The following is a 24,088-nucleotide window of genomic DNA, read 5'->3' as shown; positions in this document are numbered from 1 at the left end:
CAAAGGCGCCGTTCTACGGCGCCTTTTGCTTTTGCTAGATGCTGCAAAGACGGATTCCATCTGTCTGCTTCTGCTTTGTAAATTTTGTCTTTCGCATCGTGTCTTTCAGACGCGATGCGTCACTTTGCCAGGGAATGCCAGTCATGCCGCTCGACATCAAGAACGGTTCATCGGACCAGAAGACCTCCATGCGTGGACGCGGCGAATTTATCGCGCTCATCGCAGCGATCATGGCCATCAATGCGCTGGCTGTAGACATCATGTTGCCGGGCCTACCGCAGATCGGTGCAAGCCTCGGCGTTCAGTCGGAAAACCACGTCCAGTTCGTAATCACTGCCTATCTGCTTGGGTTTGGCGTTTCGCAGCTCTTCTACGGTCCATTGAGCGATCGCTTCGGTCGCAGGCTGCCGCTGTTCGGCGGGCTCGTCATTTACATTCTGGCGGCTTTGGGATCAGCCATCGTCACCGATTTCACGACACTTATCATCCTGCGCGTATTGCAGGGACTTGGCGCTGCGGGAACACGTGTCATTGCCGTCTCCGTTGTACGCGACAAGTTCGCCGGTCGCCAGATGGCGGAAGTCATGTCGCTCGTCATGATGGTATTCATGATCCTGCCGGTCGTTGCCCCTGCAACTGGCCAGCTCATCATGCTTTTCGGCGAGTGGCACTTGATCTTCCTGTCGATGGCCCTGATGGCGCTTATCATTGGCATATGGGCTTTCGTTCGCCTGCCCGAAACCCTACCCGCATCCAACCGGCGTCCGCTGACGTTCAAGAGCGTAATCGGCGGCTTCGGGATCGTTCTCTCGAATCGCGTCGCCCTGTTCTACATGCTCGGCACGTCGTTCATCCTCGGCGCGTTGTTCGGCTACATCAACTCGGCGCAGCAAATCTTCGTTGATATTTACAAGCTCGGCGCTCTGTTCCCGTTGGCTTTCGCTGCTGTCGCCATGACCCTGGCGCTTGCGTCATTTCTGAATTCGCGTCTGGTCGGTCGATACGGCATGCGGCGAATTTCCCAAACCATGTTGCTGGTCTTCACTGCTTTCAGCCTTGTGTGGATGATACTGTCGGTCACGCTGGAAAACCCTGTGCCCTTTCCGATCCTGATGGCGATTTACATGGTAATCATGTTCTCCTTCAGCCTTGTGACCGCCAATTTCAACGCGCTGGCTATGGAGCCACTCGGCGAGGTTGCCGGCACAGCTTCCTCTGTTCTGGGCTTTGCCCAAACGGTGATCGGCGCAGCGTTAGGCGCAATTATCGGTCAGGCATTCGACGGCACCACAGCGCCGGTTTCAATAGGCTATTGCGTGCTCGGATTCATCGCTATCGGCTGCGTTCTGATGGCCGAACGCGGTCGGTTGTTCAGGGTTCAAAACCCGCCTGCAGAACATGTGATCTAATCAATCTTGCCATGCAAAACAGGAAAGGCCCGCCAGTATGGCGGGCCTTTGCATATTGTCGTTAATCAGCTTTATTCTTCCCAGAGCGCGGCCTGAATGGACTGCCAACTGTCCCTGCTTGGTGCCACGAGCAGCCCCCCGCCGGTGTGAGACGGCCGATAATCGCTTCCGTCCCAGCGGGCGAGATAGCCGCCCGCTTCCTGATGGATCAGGGCGCCCGGCAGATGATCCCAAGGCATCAGCTTGTTGTAGACAGCGAAATGCGCCCCGCCGGTTGCAATGATGCGATATTCGTGCGCGGCACAACGATAGCCGATCTGCGACAGAAACTTCGTATGATTGCGCGCCAGACGCGATCGCATCGGCTCAGCGGTGTATTGCCAGGAAATCGAGCCGGTCATCTGGTTGATTGAAGCCGGTTCAGCAACGCTGACCTTGGTCACATCTCCACGGGCATGGCGAATATAGCTTCCACCACCCTTGGAAGCCATAATCCAGTCATTGCCGACGGGATCATGAATGATACCGGCCACGGTTTCGCCTTTCGACACCACCGCAAGCATGACGCCAAAGAGCGGCACGCCGGATGCAAAGTTGAAAGTGCCATCGACTGGATCAATGGTGAAGGCAAGGTCCGCATCGTCGAGACCGGCCAGCAATGCTGGATTGTCAGAGCAGGCTTCCTCGCCGACGATCACCGCATCGGCAAAGCGCTCCTTGAGTCTGGCGGCGATCAAACGTTCAGCGTTCACATCCGCCTCCGTCACCAGATCGGCGGGGGAAGTCTTCTGCCGGATATCACCGACTTCCAGCCTGCGGAAACGGGGCATGATTTCCTGACGCGCCGCATCGGCCAGCAAATCGGCCAGCCAGTCCATTTGCCCTTCATCAAACCGCATGGTCACCCTCTCCCTCGCCATTTGGCGTCAATCCTGCAAAATCGAACAACTTGCGATCGAGCAGATGGCTCGGACGAACATTGGTCATAGCGCGGATCATCGTGTCCTTACGCCCCGGCATACGCTTCTCAATGTCGGTCAGCATGGCTTTCATCGCATTGCGCTGAAGCCCTTCCTGGCTGCCACACAGGTCACATGGAATGATTGGGAACTGCATTGCAGTCGCAAATTTCTCCAGATCGTCCTCCGCCGCATAAGCCAGCGGGCGAAAAACCATCAGGTCTCCTTCATCGTTCAGCAGCTTCGGCGGCATTGCAGCCAGACGCCCGCCATGGAACAGATTCATGAAAAAGGTTTCGAGAATATCTTCCCGGTGATGACCAAGAACAATCGCCGAGCATCCCTCTTCACGCGCGATGCGATAAAGGTTTCCACGGCGCAACCGCGAGCAGAGCGAGCAGTAGGTGCTGGTTTCGGGCAGCTTGTCGGTGACGATCGAATAAGTGTCCTGATATTCGATGCGATGCTCGATTTCATACCGTTTCAGAAAGTCCGGCAGAATGTGCTTGGGAAAGTTCGGCTGCCCCTGATCCAGATTGACTGCCAGCAACTCGACCGGCAGCAAACCGCGCCATTTAAGATCGAGCAAGAGTGCAAGCAGACCGTAGGAATCCTTGCCGCCGGATAGGCAGACCATCCAGCGCTCGCCGGGCTTTACCATCGAGAAATCCTCGATAGCCTGCCGCGTCAGACGCAGAAGACGTTTGCGCAGCTTGTTGAACTCGACCGTGGTCGGCACATCGCGAAAAAGCGCGTGGCAGCCGTCGCTGCCTGCGCCTTCCGCGATATCTGGATCGAAAGCGTTCATGATGCTTCCCGAAAAACGATTGAAGATGTTGAAGGCTTAATAGCGAAAACTGGCGGCGGGGAAAACCGCGAAACAACATTTGTTGACGAAAGACGCAGGACTGCTTCGCATTTCTGCTTGAAATGCTCAAAGAAAAAGCCGCGCTGCATATACAGCGCGGCTTTTCGATTTCGGCATAGTTCCGGCGCGCCAGAGCGCGCCTGGAAATTAACGCGAATAGAATTCGACGACGAGGTTCGGTTCCATCTGAACAGCGTAAGGCACGTCGGTCAGGGTCGGAACGCGGGAGTAGGTCGCAACCATCTTGTTGTGATCAACTTCGATGTAGTCTGGAACATCACGTTCTGCGAGCTGAACAGCTTCGAGAACGATAACCAGCTGCTTCGACTTTTCGCGAACTTCAACAACGTCACCGACCTTCAGGCGGTAGGACTGGATGTTGACGCGGCGGCCGTTCACATTCACGTGGCCGTGGTTAATGAACTGACGCGCAGCGAAGATCGTCGGAACGAACTTGGCGCGGTACACAACAGCGTCAAGACGCGATTCCAGCAGACCGATCAGGTTTTCACCGGTGTCGCCCTTGCGACGAGCGGCTTCTTCGTACGTCTTGCGGAACTGCTTTTCGGAGATGTCGCCGTAGAAACCCTTGAGCTTCTGCTTTGCGCGAAGCTGCACACCGAAGTCCGACAGCTTGCCCTTGCGGCGCTGACCGTGCTGACCCGGGCCATATTCACGACGGTTTACAGGGGACTTCGGACGGCCCCAGATGTTTTCGCCAAGACGGCGATCAATTTTGTACTTAGCGGATTCGCGCTTGCTCATCGCATTTCCTTCAAAATGTTATAGCGCCCGGAGGCGCTGGAGGAAACGCGCCCTCCTCTGCCCTCCTTTCGGAAGACTGACAGGATGAAGCGCGCGAGCGCAATCTTCATCCACGGGACACGTCAAATGAAACGCCGGCACGAAACGCACCAGCGATGGGCGGCTTTTAGTCATGCAGCCGTTGTCTTGTCAAGCGCCAGCAGCCGAAAAAGCCTGAAATACTGGCCCGCAAGGTCTGTTCCCTACCATTTGCTACGACCTGCCATCAAGCGTGAAGGAACGCCATGGCGTGTCTCAACATTGGGCATGACGGAACTGCTATTCATGAGGCGTCAATGGCTTTGTCTTTTTTCCTGCCCGGCAAGGGTGCATTCACCACTCTGATTACGCTCAGCCTTGTCGCGACGCCGTGTTTTTCCGGCATCGATTCCGATGAGGCACAGGCGCAAACTTTCATCGAACACATTCTGAAGCAGGACGCCCAAAAGGCAAAAAAACATCGTAAACGCCCGGCGGCAAAGCGCAGCCAGAAGAAACCGGCTCCGAAACAGCAGACAACAAAACAGCGGGAACCTGTCCCGGCAAACGCCGAGAGTAAACCCGTTCCCGGCCTCACAATCCCCGTTCCGATGCCTGCTCCGCGCCCGGAGGATACCGAAAACAAGGCTCCGCAACCGGAAACTCCACCCGTTCCAACGGCAAAGCCGGAAGCAGAGCCCGAAAAGCAACCGCTGGCCAAGCCTGGCCCTTCCACTCCGACAGAGGCAGAACCGCCAAAGCCGGAAAAGGACGAGCGTGTCTATCAGGTATCCTGCCCGGCACTGATCTCCGGCGATGTTACGGGCAAGCTGCTACCTCCGATCGAGGATGGCGAGCAATGCGGCGCCCACTCTCCTTTGTCCCTATCCGCCATTGGCAAGGACAATCCTTTGAAATTCGCCAATGCCGTCACTACAAATTGCGCCATGGCTGTCACGCTGGCTGAATGGAGCAGCGAGGTAACCAAAGCCGCCAAGGATGTTTACGGTCCGGATTTGAATATCTCGGAAATCGGCACCGGCTCGGATTACCAGTGCCGGAAGGTCAACGGCGCTTCCACAGGACGGGTGTCCGAACATGCTTTTGCCAATGCGCTCGACATCATGTCGTTCAAGTTTTCGGACGGCAGCAAGACGGAACTTGAAAGCGGATGGAACGGCTCCGACAAGGAAAAGGCCTTCTGGCGCGCAGTACATAGCGCAAGCTGCAAGCTTTTTATGACGGTCATCGGCCCGGAAGGCGATGCAGCCCATCGCACCAACATGCACCTCGATCAGGGGTGTCACGGCAAATCCTGTCTTGCACGTATCTGCCAGTAGGATATCGTCGTAAGCGTTGGAAATTCATAAAAAAATCAGAATCACGTCAGTAGTCTCTATTTCATTATCGATTCAATCCCGTCTCTCGTTTGCGAGTGACGGTTTCCAGAAGGACATTGGGCATGAAATCGACCAAATTTATTGTTTCCGCAATTTTCGCGCTTGGCTTTTCCGCCGCAGCCCATGCCGATGCAGTTCCGAAAAGAACGAAGGATTTTACGGGCAATTACCAGACATTGGTGAAAGATCAGCAGGCGGCTCCGCAAGTCGCTGACTGCATTGCCAGCGCCTATGATTACGTGAAGAAAAGCAAGAAGTATGACCGTCTCGGCTTCACCAAGGATGATATTTCTTCGGCTGAAACCAATGATAAATCTTCAAAATTCAGCACAAATGACCCGCGCAAGGTTTCCGCTGTTATCTCGGTCCCCGGAGAAGCACGCGCCAAGGGTGCTTCCGCGAAGTGGGACAGTATCACGTTGCGCTGCGGTATCACCAGCGGCAAACTGAAAGCAATCGAGCTTAAGCCAAACAAAGCGAGCAAGTAATCGTTTTGTTATTTGCGGCGAGTGCCATCTGGCACTCGCCAATTCCGTTCAGTGTTTTTTCTTGTCGTCTACGTGTTCCGGCAAGCCTTTGCGCTTGGTTTCGGCAAACTCTTCCAGTTCCTTCTCGGTCATCGATTCAAACATTTCCTTCGACGCACCGAAGAGTTCGCTTTTCTTGATTTCACCGCGCTTGGCAGCAAGTGCAGCACCGGCGGCCTTCTGTTGAGCCTGGGATTTTGCGGGCATCAGACTTTCTCCTGTTTGAAAGCCAAACGCAAATGGAGTGACGCCGGTTCCTTTCTATTCGACGCCTCCATCAAAACGTGATCGCGCGTCGCGAAGCAAATCGCGATTCCTGACGGCCCATTGCCCCAGCACATCAATCGGCACCGCCAGAGAATGTCCAAGTTCGGTGAGAGAATATTCCACCTCCGGCGGAGATGTCGGGCGAACATGCCGAGACACGAGGCCATCCCGTTCCAGCGACCGCAGCGTAACGGTCAGCATACGTTGAGAAATACCCTCAATCGTTCGTCGTAACGCATTGAAACGCATGGAGCCTTCCTGAAGATTGAAAATAACAAGAATACTCCACGTGTCCCCCACTCGGTCCAGTACTTCGCGGATCGGACAGGCGCCGTCCTCATCGGTTTTGAAAGCAGGTGTCGAGGAAAGCAACGGCGTCTTGCCATCTGGACGTGTCGGTATTGTCATCTTTTTCTCCAGGACAAGCGTTTGCCGGGTAATGCCTGAAACAAGCAGCGAGAGCGATCCTACGGTACCGTATCCGCTGGAGCCGCTCTGAAGCTTGCTTTTATAGCGGTTACTTCCATGTATCCTGCTCATGTAAAAGTGCGTTCTTCACAAGCACGATGGCACCACATATGTAGTTATCAGAAATAACCTGATTATGAAACATACCTTAATTCGTTCGATACGAGAAGGTTGAATAGGAGAATGCCATGACTAAGATCGCACTGATCGGCGCAACAGGCTTTGTGGGCGCTGCAATCCTCAAGGAAGCCGCTGCCCGCGGCGACCGGATTACAGCGCTTGTTCGCCACCCGGAGAAAGTCGAAAAACTTCCTCATGTGACGCCGGTAAAGGCTGACGTGTTCGATACTGAAGCACTCGCAAGTCAGCTCGTGGGGCATGACATTGTAATCTCTGCCTACAATCCAGGCTGGGCCGACAAGAACATCCGCGAAAACCACATCAATGGCAGCCGCTCCATCACCGAAGCCACCAAAAAGGCAGGCGTAAAGCGTCTTATAGCAGTGGGCGGCGCCGGCAGCCTTTCGATCGACGGGAACCAGTTGGTCGACTCGCCTGAATTCCCTGCCGAATGGAAAGAAGGTGCGCTTGGTGCCCGCCAGGCGCTCGAAGACTTGCGCGGCGAGAAGGAATTGGAATGGTCGTTTGTGTCACCGGCGATCATTCTTCAGCCGGGCGAACGCACCGGAAAATACCGTCTTGGCGGCGACGAACCCGTTTTCGACGCCAAGGGTGAAAGCAAGATTTCAGTTGCCGATCTGGCTGTTGCAATTCTGGACGAGGCAGAAAAAGGCCAGCACATTCGCAAGCGTTTCACAGCCGCCTACTGATAACAATCACAAAAACGACCTATTTTTGACAGGTGCTCGACACAAAATTCGGCGGTGAAACAACCACATCGCCACCGATTTTCGAGCAAAAAGGAGGGCAAAATAGGCATGTCCCTGCTTTGCCTCAATTATCGTAGAGCGCATCCCGAACAGTGTGAAACGGTGTTCGGGATGCGCGTTAAAACCAATAGTGAGAGCGACGATCTGACCCAATCAGATCGGCGCTCTAAACCAGCTCTACGTCCACAACGCCCTGAATGGATTTCATGGCGCTGGCGATCTGCGGACTGACCCGATAGCGATGCGGCAGCTCAATCTCGACTTCCCGCTGACCGTTATCCTTGATGACGATGAGGCTGACCTGCCCGTCGCCGCGCGTGTTGAAATGCGGTGCGATATGCCGAACCGCATCGGCCGAGCGCAAGTAAAGTCGCATCGCCTTCTGCATGCGACAGGCCTCGTCTTCAAGCGACTGCACCGTCTGGATACGCAAACCTATACCTTCGGGGCGATCTTCGGCCTGAACAGTGATCACCACCGATTTGCCGCTTTCCAGAAGATCACGATACTGCGCGAGCCCTTCGGAAAACAGGACTGCTTCGAACTGGCCGCTGGCATCCGAGAGCTGCACAATGCCCATTTTATTACCGGTGCGGGTTTTGCGCTCCTGGCGAGCGGTCACGGTTCCAGCCAGACGACCGGCATTGGCACCGCGCTTCACGGCTGCGGAAAAATCCGCCCAGCTTTGAACACGCATGCGGTTCAGCACGTCACGATATTCATCGAGCGGATGCGCCGACAGATAGAAGCCGACCGCTTGAAACTCTCGATGCAGCATTTCCGATGGCAGCCACGGCGCCGCCTGCGGCAGGATAAGCTTTTCCTTTGGCGCACCTGACAGGCCGAAAATATCGGACTGACCACTTGCGGCATTCTCCTGGGTGCGCTGGGCAAAGCCCATGATACGGTCCATGCCCGCACTCATGGCCGGGCGCTCACGACCGAAACAATCCATTGCCCCGGCATTGATGAGGCTTTCCAGCACACGCCGGTTGACGATGCGCGGATCAACCCGCTCGCAAAAATCTTCAAGGCTTTCAAAAGGCTTTTCGGCCCTTACATCGACAATATGATCAACCGCTGCCTCGCCCACGCCCTTGATGGCGGCAAGCGAATAGAAAATCTTTTTCTCGCCGACTTCGAATGCGCGGAAGGAAGTCATCACCGAAGGCGGGACGACCTCAATACCAAGACGGTTCGCTTCGCGACGGAAATCATTGAGCTTGTCGGTGTTCGACATATCGTAGGTCATCGACGCGGCGATGAACTCGACTGGATAATGCGCCTTCATATAGGCCGTCTGGTAGGAGACGATAGCGTAGGCGGCGGCGTGCGACTTGTTGAAGCCGTAGTCAGCGAACTTGGCAAGCAGATCGAAGATCATGTTGGCCTGCGCCTTGTCGACGCCGCCTTCAATCGCACCCTCCACGAAACGGACGCGCTGCTTGTCCATTTCCTCGCGGATTTTCTTGCCCATGGCGCGGCGCAGAAGGTCGGCTTCGCCGAGCGAATAGCCGGAAAGGACCTGCGCGATCTGCATCACCTGTTCCTGATAAACGATAACGCCCTGCGTTTCCTTGATCAGGTGATCGATCTTCGGGTGAATGGAAGCGATCTCCTCCTCGCCATTCTTACGTGCATTATAGGTTGGGATATTCTCCATCGGGCCGGGACGATAGAGCGCCACAAGCGCAATAATGTCTTCGATCCGGTCCGGGCGCATGCCGAGCAGCGCCTTACGCATGCCCGCACTTTCAACCTGGAACACGCCGACGGTTTCGCCACGCGACAGCATTTCATAGGTCAGTTCATCGTCGAGCGGCACGTGGGACAGATCGATTTCAACGCCCTTGCGCGCCACAAGTTTGACCGCTGTTTCAAGAACGGTCAGCGTCTTGAGACCAAGAAAATCGAACTTGACCAGTCCCGCCTGCTCGACCCATTTCATGTTGAACTGGGTGACCGGCATGTCGGAACGCGGATCGCGATACATCGGAACCAATTCCGACAACGGACGGTCACCGATCACGATACCGGCGGCGTGGGTCGAGGCGTGACGATAAAGCCCTTCGAGCTTGAGCGCCATATCGAGAAGCCGCCCGACGACCGGCTCTTTCTCGCGTTCCTCATTGATCTTCGGCTCGGTTTCGATGGCCTGTGCCAGTGAAACCGGATTGGCCGGGTTCTGCGGCACCAGCTTGCAAAGACGGTCAACCTGCCCGTAAGGCATCTCCAGAACACGGCCCACATCGCGCAGCACGGCGCGCGCCTGAAGGGTTCCAAACGTTATGATCTGCGCAACCTGATCGCGCCCGTACTTGCCCTGCACATAGCGGATCACCTCTTCACGGCGGTCCTGGCAGAAGTCGATATCAAAGTCGGGCATCGAAACGCGATCAGGGTTCAGGAAGCGTTCAAAAAGCAGCGAGAAGCGCAAAGGATCGACGTCGGTAATTGTCAGCGCATATGCGACAAGCGAACCGGCGCCCGAGCCACGGCCCGGCCCCACCGGAATGCCATGGGCTTTGGCCCATTTGATAAAGTCCGCAACGATCAGGAAGTAGCCGGGAAACTTCATGCGCGTGATGATGCCGATCTCATATTCGAGGCGTTCAGCATATTGTTCTGCCGTGTAGCCTTCGGCGAGACCGATGGTCTCCAGGCGCATCTTCAGGCCTTCGCGCGCCTGCCGGGCAAGCTCATCGGCTTCTTCCTGAACGGCAGCCTCCGGATCATCGGATTCGCCGGTAAAGCGAGGCAGGATCGGCTTGCGGGTCTGCGTGTACCAACTGCAACGCTCCGCAATTTCGACCGTATTATCGAGCGCTTCCGGCAGATCGGCAAAAAGCGCGGTCATTTCCGCCCGGCTTTTTAGATGATGGTCCGGCGTCAGACGGCGGCGGTCATCATTTGAGAGAATCTGACCTTCCGCAATGGCAAGAAGCGCATCGTGGGCTTCAAAATCTTCCGCCTTGAGAAAGAAGGCCTCATTGGTGGCCACGAGAGGCAAATCCATCTCATAGGCAAGCGCAACCGTTTTTGCTTCCAGCGCACGGTCGTAGCCTGCCTGACGCTGCAATTCGACATAAAGCCTGTCACCGAAAGCTTCCCGCAGGAAAGCGAGCCGCGCCTCTGCCCTGTCGGGGCGATCAGCGGCAAAGGCGCGACCGATTGGTCCCAGTGCGCCGCCGGAAAGAACAATGACGTCTTTCGACAATGGCGGCAGCCAGCCCGCTTCAACATGCACCGGATCACCTGCCGGTGTTTCCAGAAATGCGCGACTGACAAGCCGCACGATATTCGCATAGCCCTCTTCCGTTGCCGCGAGCAGCACGATTGGAGCAAGGTCAAGCGCGACCCGACGATTGGCGCTGCGGCCGTTATCGTTGTGATCGCCGAAGGCAACATCGACCTGACAACCGATGATGGGTTGCAACCCATCTTTCGATGCCTTCTGCGCAAACTCGAGAGCACCAAACAGATTGTTGGTGTCTGTGACAGCGATAGCCGGCGCATCGTCGGCAATCGCCTGCTTGATGATCTTGCCGAGCGGCAATGCGCCTTCCAGCAAGGAATAGGCCGAGTGTACCCGCAGATGCACAAAACCTGGCGTCAAAGCACCGCCATTTGCTGCATTGCCTGCTGCTGCGTCACTCATTCTCTATACCCCGATCAAACTGGATCAACGCGAGTGAAATACACCCGGTTGATGCGACCGCCAAATGAAATGGTTCCGGTCGCAAGCGACTCTGTCGCTTGAGGCTTTCAGTTTCGGGGAATGCTCCGGCGATGTCCAGTAAGACCGTCGCCGGTATTCCAAAGGTTCACAGAAGAACCCTCCCAGTCATTTCAGATCGCACTGACCCAGATGGCGAAAGTTGCAACAAACAGGCTGACGGAGACGAATGACAAAACGTCGTGGACGAGATCGGTCATGTGGAAAACTCCTCTTTGTTCACGTCTGTTTGTTTTTTGTTCTATTTTTGTTCCGAAGTCAACACCCTGTTTGAGCCGCCAGTTACTTTATGGTTTATGAATAATAAATATAGAGCCACAGGCGATGCGATCCGCCTGTGGCTTCAAAAGTTTGGAAAATGATTAGGCTGGCGTTTGGACCGATGGTCCTTAAAGGTCTACGACCTTGCCGTCCCTCAACGTCACGCGACGATCCATGCGGCGGGCGAGCTCGTGATTGTGGGTGGCAATCAAGGCTGCAAGCCCCGACTGACGCACAAGGGCTTCCAGAGCGCCGAAGACGTAAGACGATGTAGTCGGATCGAGATTGCCGGTCGGCTCGTCCGCCAGAAGAACGAGCGGCGCATTGGCAACCGCCCGCGCGATGGCCACACGCTGCTGCTCGCCGCCGGAAAGTTCAGACGGGCGATGCGAAGCGCGCTTGCCGATCTTCATATATTCAAGAAGCTGCTGCGCACGCTCCGCTGCGGCTTTCTTGGACAACCCGCGTATCATCTGCGGCATCATCACATTCTCCAGCGCGGAAAATTCCGGCAGGAGATGGTGAAACTGATAGACGAAACCGACGTCGTTGCGGCGCACTGCCGTGCGCTCATCGTCAGAAAGCTTGCTGCAAGAGCGCCCGTCTAGAAAAACATCCCCATGGTCGGGACGTTCAAGGAGACCTGCCGTGTGCAGCAAAGTCGACTTGCCTGCGCCCGATGGCGCAACGAGCGCAACCATTTCGCCGCGACGAAGCGTGAAATCGGCATCCTTCAGAATGACCAGTTCGCGGTCGACTTCTTTATAGGCGCGGCTGACACGCTCCAGCCGCATGATGATTTCTGCCGCCATTATTCGTACCTCAATGCTTCGACCGGATCGAGCTTGGCAGCGCGCCAGGCCGGGAAAATGGTGGCAATGAAAGACAGCACCAGAGCCATGACGATAACGGAAATCGTTTCGCCAGGGTCCATCTTCGCAGGCAACTGGCTCAGGAAATAAAGTTCCGGATTGAAGAGAGTTGTTCCCGACAACCACGAGAAGAACTCCCGTAGACGCTCGACATTGAGGCAGACGACAACACCAAGAATAACACCGGCTATAGTGCCAGTGACGCCGATGGCGGCGCCCGTCATCAGGAATATGCGCATCACTGCCCCACGGGTCGCGCCCATAGTTCGCAGGATCGCTATGTCATGTCCCTTGTCCTTCACCAGCATGATGAGGCCGGAAATGATGTTCAGCGCCGCCACGAGAACGATCAGAGTCAGGATCATGAACATTACATTGCGCTCGACTTCCAGCGCCGAGAAGAACGTCTGGTTACGCTGACGCCAATCAACAAGCGAGAGCTGGCGTCCAGCAGCCTCTTCCACAGGCGCGCGCATCGCGTCGACCTTGTCAGGATTATCGACGAAGATTTCAAGCGACTGCACCTTGCCTTCCTGATTGAAGAAAAGCTGTGCCTCGGAAAGCGGCATCATGACAATTGACGAGTCGTATTCCGACATGCCGATCTCGAAGATCGCGACAATCGGATAGGCCTTCACACGCGGATTGACGCCAAACGGGGTCACATCTCCATCCGGCGAAATCACCCGCAGCGTATCACCTATGGAAAGGCCTAGATTTTCCGCCATACGGGTTCCGATGGCGACACCGCCACTCTGGTCAAAACCTTTAAGCGTGCCCTGACGGATGTTCCCGGAGACGAGCTTGAGCTTGTCGAGATCCTCTTCACGCAGGCCACGCACCAATGCACCTGTGCCCGCGCCGATATTTCCTTGAACAAGCGCCTGCCCTTCCACCACGGGAATGGCGAACTTGATGCCGGAAATTCCGTCGATCCGCTTGATAAGATCGGCATAATCATCCAGCGGACGATCGATCGGCTGCATGATGAGATGGCCGTTGATGCCAAGAATCCGCGAAAGAAGCTCGGCGCGAAAACCATTCATCACCGCCATGACGATGATAAGGGTCGCCACGCCCAGCATGATGCCAGTGAAAGAAAACCCGGCAATCACCGAGATGAATGTCTCGCGGCGGCGCGCTCGCAGATACCGCCACGCGATCATCCGCTCATAAGCCGAGAATGGACCTGACTTCGGTGCCTTTTGAGCACCCTTTGCCTGATCCCCGGATTTTGCTGCCGCCGCGCTGCTCATGCGTCTGCCGTCAACAGATTGATTGCGGCTTCAACGCTCAGGTTCTGGCGCTCACCAGTCTTGCGATCCTTGATTTCGACTTCACCGGCGGCAACGCCGCGTGGTCCGACGATCACCTGCGTCGGCAGGCCGATCAGGTCCATCGTGGCAAATTTCGCGCCCGGACGATCATCCGTGTCGTCGAGCAGAGGATCGACACCTGCCTTGGTCAGCGCTTCATAGATCTTCTCGCTTACGCTGTCGCAGCCTTCGTCGCCCGGCTTCATGTTGACTATCCCGGCACCGAACGGCGCGATGGCCTTTGGCCAGATAATGCCCGCATCGTCGTGGAAGGCTTCGATGGCTGCCGCGACGAGGCGCGACGGACCGATGCCATAGGAACCCATGGAAACCAGATGTTCCTTGCCATCCGGGCCCTGCACTTTCGCGCCCATCGGTTCGGAATATTTCGTACCGAAATGGAAGATGTGACCGACTTCAATACCGCGTGCCGAAACCTGATCCTCCGGCTTGACCTTGGCCCAGTCGGCCTCATCGTGCATTTCGTCGGTCGCCGCATAAGGCGCCGTCCAGCGGTTAACGATATCGGTCAACTGTGCATCGTTGCGGAAATCGGTGTCCGCACCCGGCACGGCAAGATCCAGATAGGCCTTGTCGCAGAAAACCTGGCTCTCGCCGGTTTCGGCCAGAATAATGAATTCGTGGCTAAGATCACCACCAATCGGCCCCGTATCGGCGCGCATCGGGATAGCCTGCAGGCCAACACGCGCAAAGGTGCGCAGGTAAGACACGAACATGCGGTAGTAGGCCATTTTCGCGCCCTCATAGTCGAGGTCGAACGAATAAGCATCTTTCATCAGGAACTCGCGCGAACGCATAACGCCGAAACGTGGGCGCACCTCGTCGCGGAACTTCCACTGAATGTGGTAGAGGTTGAGCGGCAGATCCTTATAGGAGCGCACATACGAGCGGAAAATGTCTGTGACCATTTCCTCGTTGGTCGGACCGAAGAGCATATCGCGCTCCTGACGGTCCTGAATGCGCAGCATTTCCTTGCCATAGGCATCATAACGACCGCTTTCGCGCCAAAGATCGGCGGACTGGATGGTCGGCATCAGAATTTCATTGGCACCTGCGCGGTTCTGCTCTTCGCGAATGATATCGCAAACCTTGTTGAGAACCTTGAGACCGAGCGGCAGCCAGGCATAGATGCCCGCCGACTGTTGACGGATCATGCCCGAACGCAGCATCAGCCTGTGGGAGACGATTTCCGCTTCCTTGGGGTTTTCCTTCAGAATAGGCAAAAAATACCGCGACAGACGCATCATAACCACCAATCAAGAGGGACTGCCTGAGTGCTTCAAGAATCAGGCAAAAATTAAGCATATTCGTCGGTTTCTTACCGGGTTATACACCGGTTGGAAACCCGCCCCGAAAAGCTTTCGCGACAGCGGATTTCCCCATCCACAACCATAATAGCTTGCCGAAAGAACCAGAGACGGAGAATACGCTCTCCAGATTCACATTCAATTTCAATATATTACAGATATATCACGCTCACCGAGGAGAAATTACGAAAGAAATATGACGTTGCAGAAGATTTTTCGTGACAAAAGCTGTGCAGTTCGCTATTTTTTTCATCATAAGAGCAACAACGGAATAAAACCGTTGGTTACACGCGGTCAAAGTCTTGGGAGGATGGATCCAGGCGCGACTTTCGCAGCCGCCAGTCAAATGGAAACGGGTCGAACGCGTATTTGATTAGCAAGGCGAAAGCCTTGCTTTTTTTTTGGACTTGCACAATCTCCCCGCTTTCCGCAGCACTCCTATTTTGTACACCTCAATAACACATTGATTCTGTGGGATTTATCCCAATGCCCCTGCAGCCATCCAGATAGTGAGTTTCACTTAAGTATAAATCGATTTATTTGAAGAATAGTGCATACACGATCGGATCAGCGTCAGACATGATAACAGGTTGCGTGCGTCGAAAGTTCAATACGTCATGCGGAGTGGCTCAGTACCCAACACAACCCATGATAGTCGCGTCCACTTTTCTTTAAACAAATAAAGACCCGCCTATTTTTTAGGCAGGCCTTTCATTTCAAACCAGAATGCGCACCGGCTTTCAGGTCAGGTCCGGGAAGAAGTGCGGAATATTATCAAGGCCGAAACCTCTGATCTGCGTCATATAGTAATAGAGCAGGAAGATTAGTGTTGCGACGATGGTTGTCCGTAAAAAGGCCCGGCCGATGCGCGGCTTGGCCGGCGCGCTGGCCACGGTGCCCAAAGTCACTTCGTTTTCTTCTGCCTGCGTGCGCAAACCAACAGGCAGGAGAGCGAACAGCGTCGTCCACCAGATGATGAAATAAATCGCGATTCCCGAAACCAGAGACATGATTACACCTCTTCCAGTTCTATCAGCGTACCGTTGAAATCCTTGGGGTGCAGGAACAACACCGGCTTGCCATGAGCACCGGTCTTTGGCTCGCCATCCCCAAGGATACGCGCGCCTTCCGCCTTAAGCCGATCGCGAGCGGCAATAATATCCGTGACCTCGTAACACAGATGGTGCATCCCACCGGACGGGTTCTTTTCCAGAAAAGCCGAGATAGGAGACCCCTCGCCCAACGGTTCCAGTAATTCGATCTTGGTGTTGCCGACGTCGATGAAAACCACGGTTACGCCATGTTCAGGCAATGCCAGCGGCTCGGTGACCTTCGCGCCGAGTTTGCCGCGATAAAGCGCTGCCGCGGCATCAATATCCGGTACGGCAATCGCAACGTGGTTCAAGCGTTCGAGCATCAGCACCTCCCAGGCCGGTCATTTTGCAAGTTTGTGGAACTAACGTATCCTATTCACGAATACGGTCACCACCGGCTTTTTGCCCCATGCTTCATTTGCCGCAGCGCGAACAGCACGGCGAACGGATTCCCGAACGATCTCGATATCCTTGCGGCGAACGCGCGGAATGCTGTCGATGGCCTCGATGGCCGCATCCAGCAGAATGTCTTCCAACAGGTCACCCTGCGCGTTTTCTTCCGGCACACCGAAAGTCACGAGATCAGGCTCATCGATGATCTTGTGTTCGCGGTCCAGCAACACCGAAACAGCGACATGGCCGACATAGGCAAGCTTGCGGCGCTCGACCATGCCGATCTCTTCCTCGTCACCGATCAGTTTCCCATCCTTGTAGATGCGGCCAACCGGCGCCTCGTCGATGATCTCAGCTTTGCCGGGCGCCAGACGCAGCATGTCGCCATCACGCACCTGCGCGACCTGCTTGATGCCCTCCATCGCGCCAAGCGACCCTTGGGCCACCAGATGAGCGGCTTCACCATGCACCGGCACCAGAATCTGTGGCCGAACCCAGGAATACATGCGGCGCAATTCGCTGCGCCGCGGATGACCCGACACATGGACCAATGCATCCTCATCCCCGATAATCTTGATGCCGCGATCGATCAGGCGGTTCTTGATATCGAGAATGGATTTTTCATTGCCCGGAATGGCGCGCGATGAGTAGATCACCGTATCGCCCGGAGAAAGGGCAAGACTGCGCATCTCGTCACGTGCCAGCTTGGCGAGTGCCGCACGCGATTCACCCTGGCTACCGGTGAGGATCATCACCACGTTTTCGCGCGGAATATAGCCGTAATCCTCTTCGCTAAGATATTCCGGCAAGCCTTCCATATAGCCAAGTTCGGTTGCGACAGAGATCGCGCGTTTCATCGAACGCCCAACCACCAGTACCTGGCGGCCAGCGTCACGCGCTGCTTCTGTAATCGACCGGATACGACCGACATTAGAAGAAAAGGTTGTGATGGCCACGCGGCCACGCGCATTCTCAATCAACTCGCGCAGGCTTTCACCTACCTGGCGCTCCGAAGGAGATTCGCCCTCGCGCAAAGCATTGGTGGAGTCACAGATCAGTGCCAGAACACCCGCATCGCCGATGGCACGGAAACGCGCCTCATCAATAACCGGCCCCAGCGATGGTTCCGGGTCCATCTTCCAGTCGCCCGTGTGCACGACCGTGCCGAGCGGTGTCGTAATAGCCAGCGAAACCGGCTCGGGAATTGAGTGTGTTACCGCGACAGCCTCGACCTTGAAGGGGCCAATTTCAAACTTCTCGCCTGCCTTGTAAATCGTGATCGGAATTTCAGGTGCACCGTGCTCCGACTGCCGCTTGGTTTCGAGCAGGCCAGCAGTAAATGGCGTCGCATAGACTGGAACCTTCAAGCGCGGCCACAAATCGAGCAAGGCACCAAAATGATCTTCATGCGCGTGCGTGATAACGATGCCGCGCAGATTGTGCTTTTCAGCTTCGAGATAGCGAATATCCGGCAGGATGAGATCGGCGCCCGGCTGTTCCGGCCCCGCAAAGCTCACGCCCATATCTACAACCAGCCACTCACGGTTGTCCGCAGGACCGAAGCCGTACATAGCCAAATTCATGCCGATTTCGCCTACGCCGCCGAGCGGCAGAAAGACGAGTTCCGAAGTATTGGATCGGGCCATGAAATTTCCTCTGTGATTAATCCAGCCTTGCGGCATCAACTGGACCTAAACTTGTCCTGTTGCAACCCTATCAAGACAAACAAAGCAATTATTTGCGTATTGTAGCGGCAGTTCCGAAATAGACATCGCCAGCCGTTACTGCAACCCGCGGACCTTCATCTTCGCGAATAACAAAACGGCACATCTCGTCGATCGTCTCAAAACGACCTTCGATAATGCGGCCTTCCACTTGCATGGTAACGTGCTGGCCAAGACCGTGGGCGCGTTGTAGCCAGCGCTTGCGAATATCGTCAAGGCCGCGCCCCTCGTTCCAGACGCGATAGTTGATCGACCAGGCATCAGACAGGGCAGCGAACAACATCTCGGCATCGCATTTACTGCCGAGCGCCCGCAATGAGGTTGCCGGATAAGGCAGATCATCCGGGAAGGCGACCACATTGGTCCCGATACCAATAGCAATGGCGAACAAATCCTTCGCCAGAATGGAAGATTCAAGCAGGATGCCGGTGAGTTTGGCGCCGTTGAGCAGAACATCGTTCGGCCATTTAAGGCCTATTGTCGGCGGAGAAGCAGGACCGGCTGCAGCGAACACCGCGTCAAGGGCATCCGCAAGCGATAAACCTGCAACAAACCCAAGCGTTGCCGCCGTCTTCATTTCATAGGATTCAACGAGAAGAAGCGTGGAGGCGAGATTGCCCTCGGGCGTAGACCAAGCACGGCCTCGTCTTCCACGACCGCTTTCCTGTCTCTTCGTAACAAGCCAAAGCTTGCCCGGATCACCGCTAGCTGCCCGTTCCAGGGCAACTGCATTGGTGGAACCTACCGTCTCGAAAATTTCGAGACGGTAACCTTCATTTGCTGCCACAGGCGAAAGCGCAAAACTCATCCCAGCTTCCGCCTATAGCTTTGATTAGAAGAACGTCTTGGCCGCTGCTTCGGCGAATCCACCAATCGGACCGGCAAGGAAGACGTAGAAGAGTACGAAGGCACCCGTCACACCAAGCACAAGGCGAAGCTCGCCGGCGACAGGAACGAAACCACCCGTCGGCTCGTCGAACCACATGATCTTGATCATGCGCAGGTAGTAGAAGGCGCCCACGACCGAAGCCACGATGCCGATGATGGCAAGCGGATAGAGCCCCGCTTCAACGGCAGCCAGGAAGGTGTACCACTTGCCGAAGAAGCCAGCGAGCGGCGGGATTCCAGCGAGGGAGAACAGGAAGATGGTCATGATCGTTGCCAGCACCGGATTGGTGCGGGAAAGACCTGCCAGATCCTCAATGCTCTCAACATTGCCGTCCTTGGTGCGCATGGCGAGAATGAATGCAAAGGTGCCGAGCGTCATGGCAAGATAAATCGCCATGTAGATCATCACGCCCTTCACGCCGATCACCGTTCCGGCGGCCAGACCAACAAGCGCATAACCCATATGGCTTATCGAGGAATAAGCCATCAGACGCTTGATATTGCGCTGGCCGATAGCGGCAAAGGCACCGAGGATCATCGACGCCAGAGCGATGAAGATCACCACCTGCTGCCAGTCATGGGTGACCGGAGCAAAGGCTTCCGACACGACGCGGATGATAAGCGCCATGGCGGCCATCTTCGGAGCGGCAGCGAAGAATGCCGTTACTGGGGTCGGCGCGCCTTCATAGACGTCCGGCGTCCACATGTGGAATGGGACTGCAGAAATCTTGAATGCCAGACCGGCCAGAATGAAGACGAGACCGAACACCAGACCGAGTTCACGCTGACCACCGGAGATGGCCTGTGCGATTTCAGTGAAGCCGATATGGCCGGTGTAACCGTAGACGAGCGAGATGCCGTAAAGCAGCATGCCCGAAGAAAGCGAACCGAGAACAAAGTATTTCAAGCCAGCTTCCGTCGAACGGACGCTATCGCGGTTGAACGCCGCCAGAACATAGAGCGCCAGCGATTGCAGTTCGAGGCCGAGATAGAGCGACAGCATGTTGGAGGCCGAAACCATCAGCAGCATGCCGAGCGTGGAAATCACGATCAGGACCGGGAATTCGAACTTGTCGAACTTTTCCGCCTTGGCGAAACCGACCGACATGATCAGCGTCACGATGGAGCCGATCAGCGTCAGCACTTTCATGAAGCGGCTGAAACCGTCATTGACGATGGCTCCGCCGAATGCGGCGCCGTTCGTCGGGAAAAGGATGACCAGTGCCAGCGCCGCAATAAGCACCGCGACGGATAATCCGTTGACGAGCGTGGTCGCCCGTTCGCCGGAGAACACGCCAATCATGAGCAGTGCCAAGGCGCCGACAGCAAGGAGAACCTCCGGTGCTGCAAGGGTCAGATGAGCTATCAGATCAGTCTGCATGACCTACGCCTTTATTTCTTACTGTGCCGGCACGGCGCTCGCGGTGCCCGCGAGTGCTGCGTCGTAATGTTGGACCAGAGCGTTCACGGCACCGGCAGTCACATTGAAGACCGGGGTCGGATACACACCGAAGAAGATGGTGAGTGCCACAAGCGGGTAGAGAATGATCTTCTCACGCGGGCTCAAATCGAGGAGCGCCTTCAGGCTTTCCTTGGTCAGCGCGCCGAAGATCACCTGGCGGTAGAGCCACAGCGCATAAGCCGCCGAGAGGATGACGCCCGTGGTTGCGAACAGCGCCACCCAGGTATTGACCCGGAACACGCCGAACAGCGTCAGGAACTCGCCGATGAAGCCCGAAGTACCCGGCAGGCCGACATTCGCCATCGTGAAGATGAGGAAGGCCACCGCATATTTCGGCATATTGTTCACCAGACCGCCGAAAGCTGCGATCTCGCGGGTATGCATACGGTCATAGATTACGCCGACGCAGAGGAAGAGCGCGCCAGAAACGATACCGTGCGAGAGCATCTGGAAGATTGCGCCCTGGATACCCTGCTCATTGGCTGCGAAAATACCCATGGTCACATAAGCCATGTGCGCAACCGACGAATAGGCGATCAGCTTCTTCATGTCTTCCTGCACCATCGCGACAAGCGAGGTGTAGATGATGGCGATGACCGACAGCGCGAAGATGAAAGGTGCAAAGTCGGCAGAGGCAAGCGGGAACATCGGCAGCGAGAAGCGTATGAAGCCGTAGCCGCCCAGCTTCAGAAGAATACCGGCCAGAATGACCGAGCCCGCCGTCGGTGCTTCAACGTGCGCATCCGGCAACCAGGTATGGACCGGCCACATTGGCATCTTCACCGCAAAGGAAGCGAAGAAGGCGAGCCATAGCCATGTCTGCATACTTGCGGGGAAGTCATACTTCAGAAGCTCGACGATATTCATCGTGCCAGCCTGCCAATACATGGCCATGATGGCGATGAGCATCAGCACGGAGCCCAAGAGCGTATAGAGGAAGAACTTCAAGCTCGCATAGACGCGACGCTTGCCGCCCCACACGCCGATGATGATGAACATCGGAATAAGGCTTGCTTCGAAGAACACGTAGAACAGGAACAGGTCAAGCGCGCAGAACACGCCGATCATGAGCGTTTCCAGAATAAGGAAAGCGATCATGTATTCCTTGACGCGCTTTTCAACCGAAACCCAGCTTGCGAGAATGCAGAAGGGCATAAGGAAAGCGGAAAGCACCACGAACAGGACGGAGATACCGTCCACGCCCATGTGGTAGCTGATGCCGCTGCCCATCCAGTCGACTTGCTCGACCATCTGGAAGCCCGGGTTTGAATTGTCGAACCCTGCCCAGACAACAAGCGACAGGATGAAGACGAATATCGTCGTCAGCAAAGCGACATTGCGGATATTGCGGCGCGCCGCTTCGCTGTCGTCCTTGATCAGAAGGATCAGTAACGCGCCGACGAGCGGCAGAAACGTGACCGTTGAGAGAATTGGCCAGTCGGTCATCAGAAAGAGCTCCCGAGCATCATCCAAGTGACGAGCGCGGCGACGCCGATCAGCATCGCGAATGCGTAGTGATAAAGGTATCCGGACTGCATCTTGACGACGCGGTTGGTAACATCGAGCACACGAGCCGAGATGCCATCCGGGCCGAAGCCGTCAATCAGCCAACCGTCGCCCCCCTTCCAGAACACGCGGCCAAGCCAGCGAGCCGGACGTACGAAGAGGAAATCGTACAGCTCGTCGAAGTACCACTTGTTGAGAAGGAACTGGTAGAGGCCCCGATGACGGGCAGCCAGCGCCTTCGGCATTTCCGGCGAGCGGATGTAGAAAATCCAGGCGACGATGAAGCCGAGAACCATCGAGATGAACGGCGACAGCTTAACCCACAGAGGAACATGGTGGTATTCCTCAAGGATCTGGTTGGCAGCCGAGGTGAACAGCGCGCCCTTCCAGAACTCGGCGTATTCGTGACCGAAAAAGAATTCCTTGAACACGACACCGGCGAAAAGTGCGCCGACACCGAGGATCAGCAGCGGAACGAACATCACCGCCGGCGATTCATGGACGTGATGCATGACTTCGGCGGAAGCGCGGGGCTTGCCGTGGAAGGTCATGAAAATCAGACGCCATGAATAGAAGCTGGTGAAGAGTGCAGCAACGATGAGAAGCGTCGAAGCGTAGCCGCTGGCAGCGCTGTGCGAAGCGAAGACGGATTCGATGATCGCATCCTTGGAGAAGAAACCGGCGGTGCCGATAACCGTTCCCGGAATGCCGAGGCCGGTAATGGCAACCGTACCGATGACCATCATCCAGTAGGTGATCGGGATAAGCTTGCGCAGGCCACCCATACGGCGCATGTCCTGTTCTTCCGAAACGGCGTGGATGACCGAACCGGCGCAAAGGAACAGAAGCGCCTTGAAGAATGCATGGGTGAACAGGTGGAATACGGCGGCACCGTATGCACCCACACCAAGCGCTGCAAACATGTAGCCGAGCTGCGAACAGGTCGAATATGCGATCACGCGCTTGATGTCATTCTGCACGAGGGCAACCGTTGCCGCAAAGAAGGCAGTGGTGGCGCCGATGATTGTCACGACCAGAAGTGCGGTCTGCGACAATTCAAAGATCGGTGACATGCGTGCGACCATGAACACGCCTGCGGTAACCATGGTAGCGGCGTGAATGAGAGCCGAAACCGGAGTCGGGCCTTCCATGGCGTCCGGAAGCCAGGTGTGCAGCAGGAACTGCGCCGACTTACCCATCGCGCCCATGAAGAGCAGCAGGCAGGTGATTGTGATCGCGCTCTGCTTGTCGAGCTGATAGCCGAGGAAGTTCAGAACGACCTGATTGGCATCGGCAGCGCCTTCAGCCGGCAGATAATTGGCTGCGGCTGCGAAGATCGTGTTGTAGTCGACAGACTGGAACAGCGCGAACACACCGAAAATGCCGAGCAAGAAGCCGAAGTCACCAACACGGTTGACGACGAACGCCTTCATGGCGGCGGCATTGGCCGAAGGCTTCTGGAACCAGAACCCGATCAGGAGGTAGGAAGCCAGACCCACGCCTTCCCAACCGAAGAACATCTGGACCAGATTGTCCGACGTGACCAGCATGAGCATGGCGAAGGTGAAGAGCGACAGATAGGCGAAGAAGCGCGGACGGTGCGGATCGTGGTGCATATATCCAATGGAATAGATGTGCACCAGAGCCGACACCGAGTTCACCACCACCAGCATGACGCCGGTGAGCGTATCGATGCGCAATGCCCAGTCGAAGGAAAGCGTGCCCGACGTCACCCAGTGAAGAACCGGGATGCGGACGGTTTCCGCGTCGTGGCCGAGCGGAATCTGGAAGAACACGACCCAGGACAGGATCGCGACGATGACCATGAAACCGGAAGTGATGTATTCGCTCGCCTTGGCTCCGATCTGATTGCCGAAAAGACCGGCAATCAGGAAGCCGAGAAGCGGAAGGAAGACGATCGCGTAGTAGAGCATTTG

At 55.9% G+C, this 24,088-nt stretch carries 20 protein-coding genes; 4 read left to right on the top strand and 16 right to left on the bottom strand.

What is annotated here, in order from left to right; genetic code table 11:
• The first annotated feature begins 143 nt into the window (after positions 1–143).
• Positions 144–1,409 carry a multidrug effflux MFS transporter gene (locus FJQ48_RS14445; RefSeq protein ID WP_139975694.1) on the top strand — a complete coding sequence of 422 codons (1,266 nt, stop codon included), beginning with the start codon at positions 144–146 and terminating at the stop codon, positions 1,407–1,409.
• Positions 1,410–1,480: 71 nt separating this feature from the next.
• Here FJQ48_RS14445 and FJQ48_RS14440 read toward each other — a convergent pair whose 3' ends face one another.
• From FJQ48_RS14440 to rpsD, 3 genes are all read right to left on the bottom strand, one after another.
• A complete protein-coding gene (locus FJQ48_RS14440) occupies positions 1,481–2,308 on the bottom strand; it encodes an inositol monophosphatase family protein (protein ID WP_139975693.1) in 828 nt (275 codons plus the stop codon).
• On the bottom strand, positions 2,298–3,176 hold the full coding sequence (gene ttcA / locus FJQ48_RS14435; protein WP_139975692.1) for a tRNA 2-thiocytidine(32) synthetase TtcA: 879 nt from the start codon (positions 3,174–3,176) through the stop codon (positions 2,298–2,300). The genes FJQ48_RS14440 and ttcA overlap by 11 nt, the downstream gene beginning before the upstream one ends.
• Before the next feature lie 207 nt (positions 3,177–3,383).
• The gene (gene rpsD, locus FJQ48_RS14430; RefSeq protein ID WP_139975691.1) at positions 3,384–4,001 is read right to left on the bottom strand and encodes a 30S ribosomal protein S4; all 618 of its coding nucleotides are present in this window, start codon (positions 3,999–4,001) and stop codon (positions 3,384–3,386) included.
• 335 nt (positions 4,002–4,336) lie between these two features.
• On the opposite strand from rpsD, the gene FJQ48_RS14425 reads away from it, so the two are divergent.
• Together FJQ48_RS14425 and FJQ48_RS14420 are read left to right on the top strand one after the other, a co-directional pair.
• Entirely contained in the window at positions 4,337–5,359 is a 1,023-nt protein-coding gene (locus tag FJQ48_RS14425) for an extensin family protein (RefSeq protein ID WP_139975690.1), read from the top strand.
• Positions 5,360–5,481: 122 nt separating this feature from the next.
• Positions 5,482–5,907, top strand: coding sequence for a hypothetical protein (locus FJQ48_RS14420; protein WP_139975689.1), 426 nt, complete (start codon positions 5,482–5,484; stop codon positions 5,905–5,907).
• Between the two features lie 48 nt (positions 5,908–5,955).
• Here FJQ48_RS14420 and FJQ48_RS14415 read toward each other — a convergent pair whose 3' ends face one another.
• Together FJQ48_RS14415 and FJQ48_RS14410 are read right to left on the bottom strand one after the other, a co-directional pair.
• Positions 5,956–6,153 (bottom strand): DUF3008 family protein, encoded by a 198-nt coding sequence (locus FJQ48_RS14415; RefSeq protein ID WP_139975688.1) that lies wholly within the window; start codon positions 6,151–6,153, stop codon positions 5,956–5,958.
• 54 nt (positions 6,154–6,207) lie between these two features.
• The gene (locus FJQ48_RS14410; RefSeq protein WP_139975687.1) at positions 6,208–6,621 is read right to left on the bottom strand and encodes a helix-turn-helix domain-containing protein; all 414 of its coding nucleotides are present in this window, start codon (positions 6,619–6,621) and stop codon (positions 6,208–6,210) included.
• A gap of 248 nt (positions 6,622–6,869) precedes the next feature.
• Between FJQ48_RS14410 and FJQ48_RS14405 the strand changes: the two genes are divergently transcribed.
• Positions 6,870–7,511 (top strand): NAD(P)-dependent oxidoreductase, encoded by a 642-nt coding sequence (locus FJQ48_RS14405; RefSeq protein ID WP_139975686.1) that lies wholly within the window; start codon positions 6,870–6,872, stop codon positions 7,509–7,511.
• Between the two features lie 226 nt (positions 7,512–7,737).
• Here FJQ48_RS14405 and dnaE read toward each other — a convergent pair whose 3' ends face one another.
• The 11 genes from dnaE to nuoL all read right to left on the bottom strand — a co-directional run bounded on the left by dnaE (position 7,738) and on the right by nuoL (position 24,085).
• Positions 7,738–11,229, bottom strand: a complete 3,492-nt coding sequence (dnaE, locus tag FJQ48_RS14400) for a DNA polymerase III subunit alpha (protein ID WP_139975685.1) — start codon at positions 11,227–11,229, stop codon at positions 7,738–7,740.
• 467 nt (positions 11,230–11,696) lie between these two features.
• A complete protein-coding gene (locus FJQ48_RS14395; RefSeq protein WP_139975684.1) occupies positions 11,697–12,380 on the bottom strand; it encodes an ABC transporter ATP-binding protein in 684 nt (227 codons plus the stop codon).
• The gene (locus tag FJQ48_RS14390; RefSeq protein WP_139975683.1) at positions 12,380–13,696 is read right to left on the bottom strand and encodes a lipoprotein-releasing ABC transporter permease subunit; all 1,317 of its coding nucleotides are present in this window, start codon (positions 13,694–13,696) and stop codon (positions 12,380–12,382) included. Before FJQ48_RS14390 ends, FJQ48_RS14395 begins: the two co-directional genes overlap by 1 nt.
• Complete coding sequence (gene proS / locus FJQ48_RS14385; RefSeq protein ID WP_139976299.1) at positions 13,693–15,021, bottom strand: proline--tRNA ligase; 1,329 nt, start codon at positions 15,019–15,021, stop codon at positions 13,693–13,695. The genes FJQ48_RS14390 and proS overlap by 4 nt, the downstream gene beginning before the upstream one ends.
• A gap of 803 nt (positions 15,022–15,824) precedes the next feature.
• Positions 15,825–16,094 carry a DUF1467 family protein gene (locus FJQ48_RS14375; protein ID WP_139975681.1) on the bottom strand — a complete coding sequence of 90 codons (270 nt, stop codon included), beginning with the start codon at positions 16,092–16,094 and terminating at the stop codon, positions 15,825–15,827.
• Positions 16,095–16,096: 2 nt separating this feature from the next.
• Entirely contained in the window at positions 16,097–16,501 is a 405-nt protein-coding gene (gene mce / locus FJQ48_RS14370; RefSeq protein ID WP_139975680.1) for a methylmalonyl-CoA epimerase, read from the bottom strand.
• A 39-nt stretch (positions 16,502–16,540) separates the two neighbouring features.
• Positions 16,541–18,217, bottom strand: coding sequence for a ribonuclease J (locus FJQ48_RS14365; protein ID WP_139975679.1), 1,677 nt, complete (start codon positions 18,215–18,217; stop codon positions 16,541–16,543).
• 88 nt (positions 18,218–18,305) lie between these two features.
• Entirely contained in the window at positions 18,306–19,103 is a 798-nt protein-coding gene (locus FJQ48_RS14360) for a biotin--[acetyl-CoA-carboxylase] ligase (protein WP_139975678.1), read from the bottom strand.
• Positions 19,104–19,127: 24 nt separating this feature from the next.
• Entirely contained in the window at positions 19,128–20,564 is a 1,437-nt protein-coding gene (gene nuoN / locus FJQ48_RS14355) for an NADH-quinone oxidoreductase subunit NuoN (protein ID WP_139975677.1), read from the bottom strand.
• Positions 20,565–20,582: 18 nt separating this feature from the next.
• A complete protein-coding gene (locus tag FJQ48_RS14350) occupies positions 20,583–22,091 on the bottom strand; it encodes an NADH-quinone oxidoreductase subunit M (protein WP_139975676.1) in 1,509 nt (502 codons plus the stop codon).
• Positions 22,091–24,085 (bottom strand): NADH-quinone oxidoreductase subunit L, encoded by a 1,995-nt coding sequence (gene nuoL / locus FJQ48_RS14345; protein ID WP_139975675.1) that lies wholly within the window; start codon positions 24,083–24,085, stop codon positions 22,091–22,093. The genes FJQ48_RS14350 and nuoL overlap by 1 nt, the downstream gene beginning before the upstream one ends.
• Positions 24,086–24,088: the final 3 nt, after the last annotated feature.

It is taken from the genome of Ochrobactrum sp. CGA5, assembly GCF_006345815.1.
GTDB lineage: Bacteria > Pseudomonadota > Alphaproteobacteria > Rhizobiales > Rhizobiaceae > Brucella.
The sequence above is the reverse complement of the archived record's forward strand: the minus strand, read 5'-3'. Positions and strand labels throughout refer to the sequence as shown.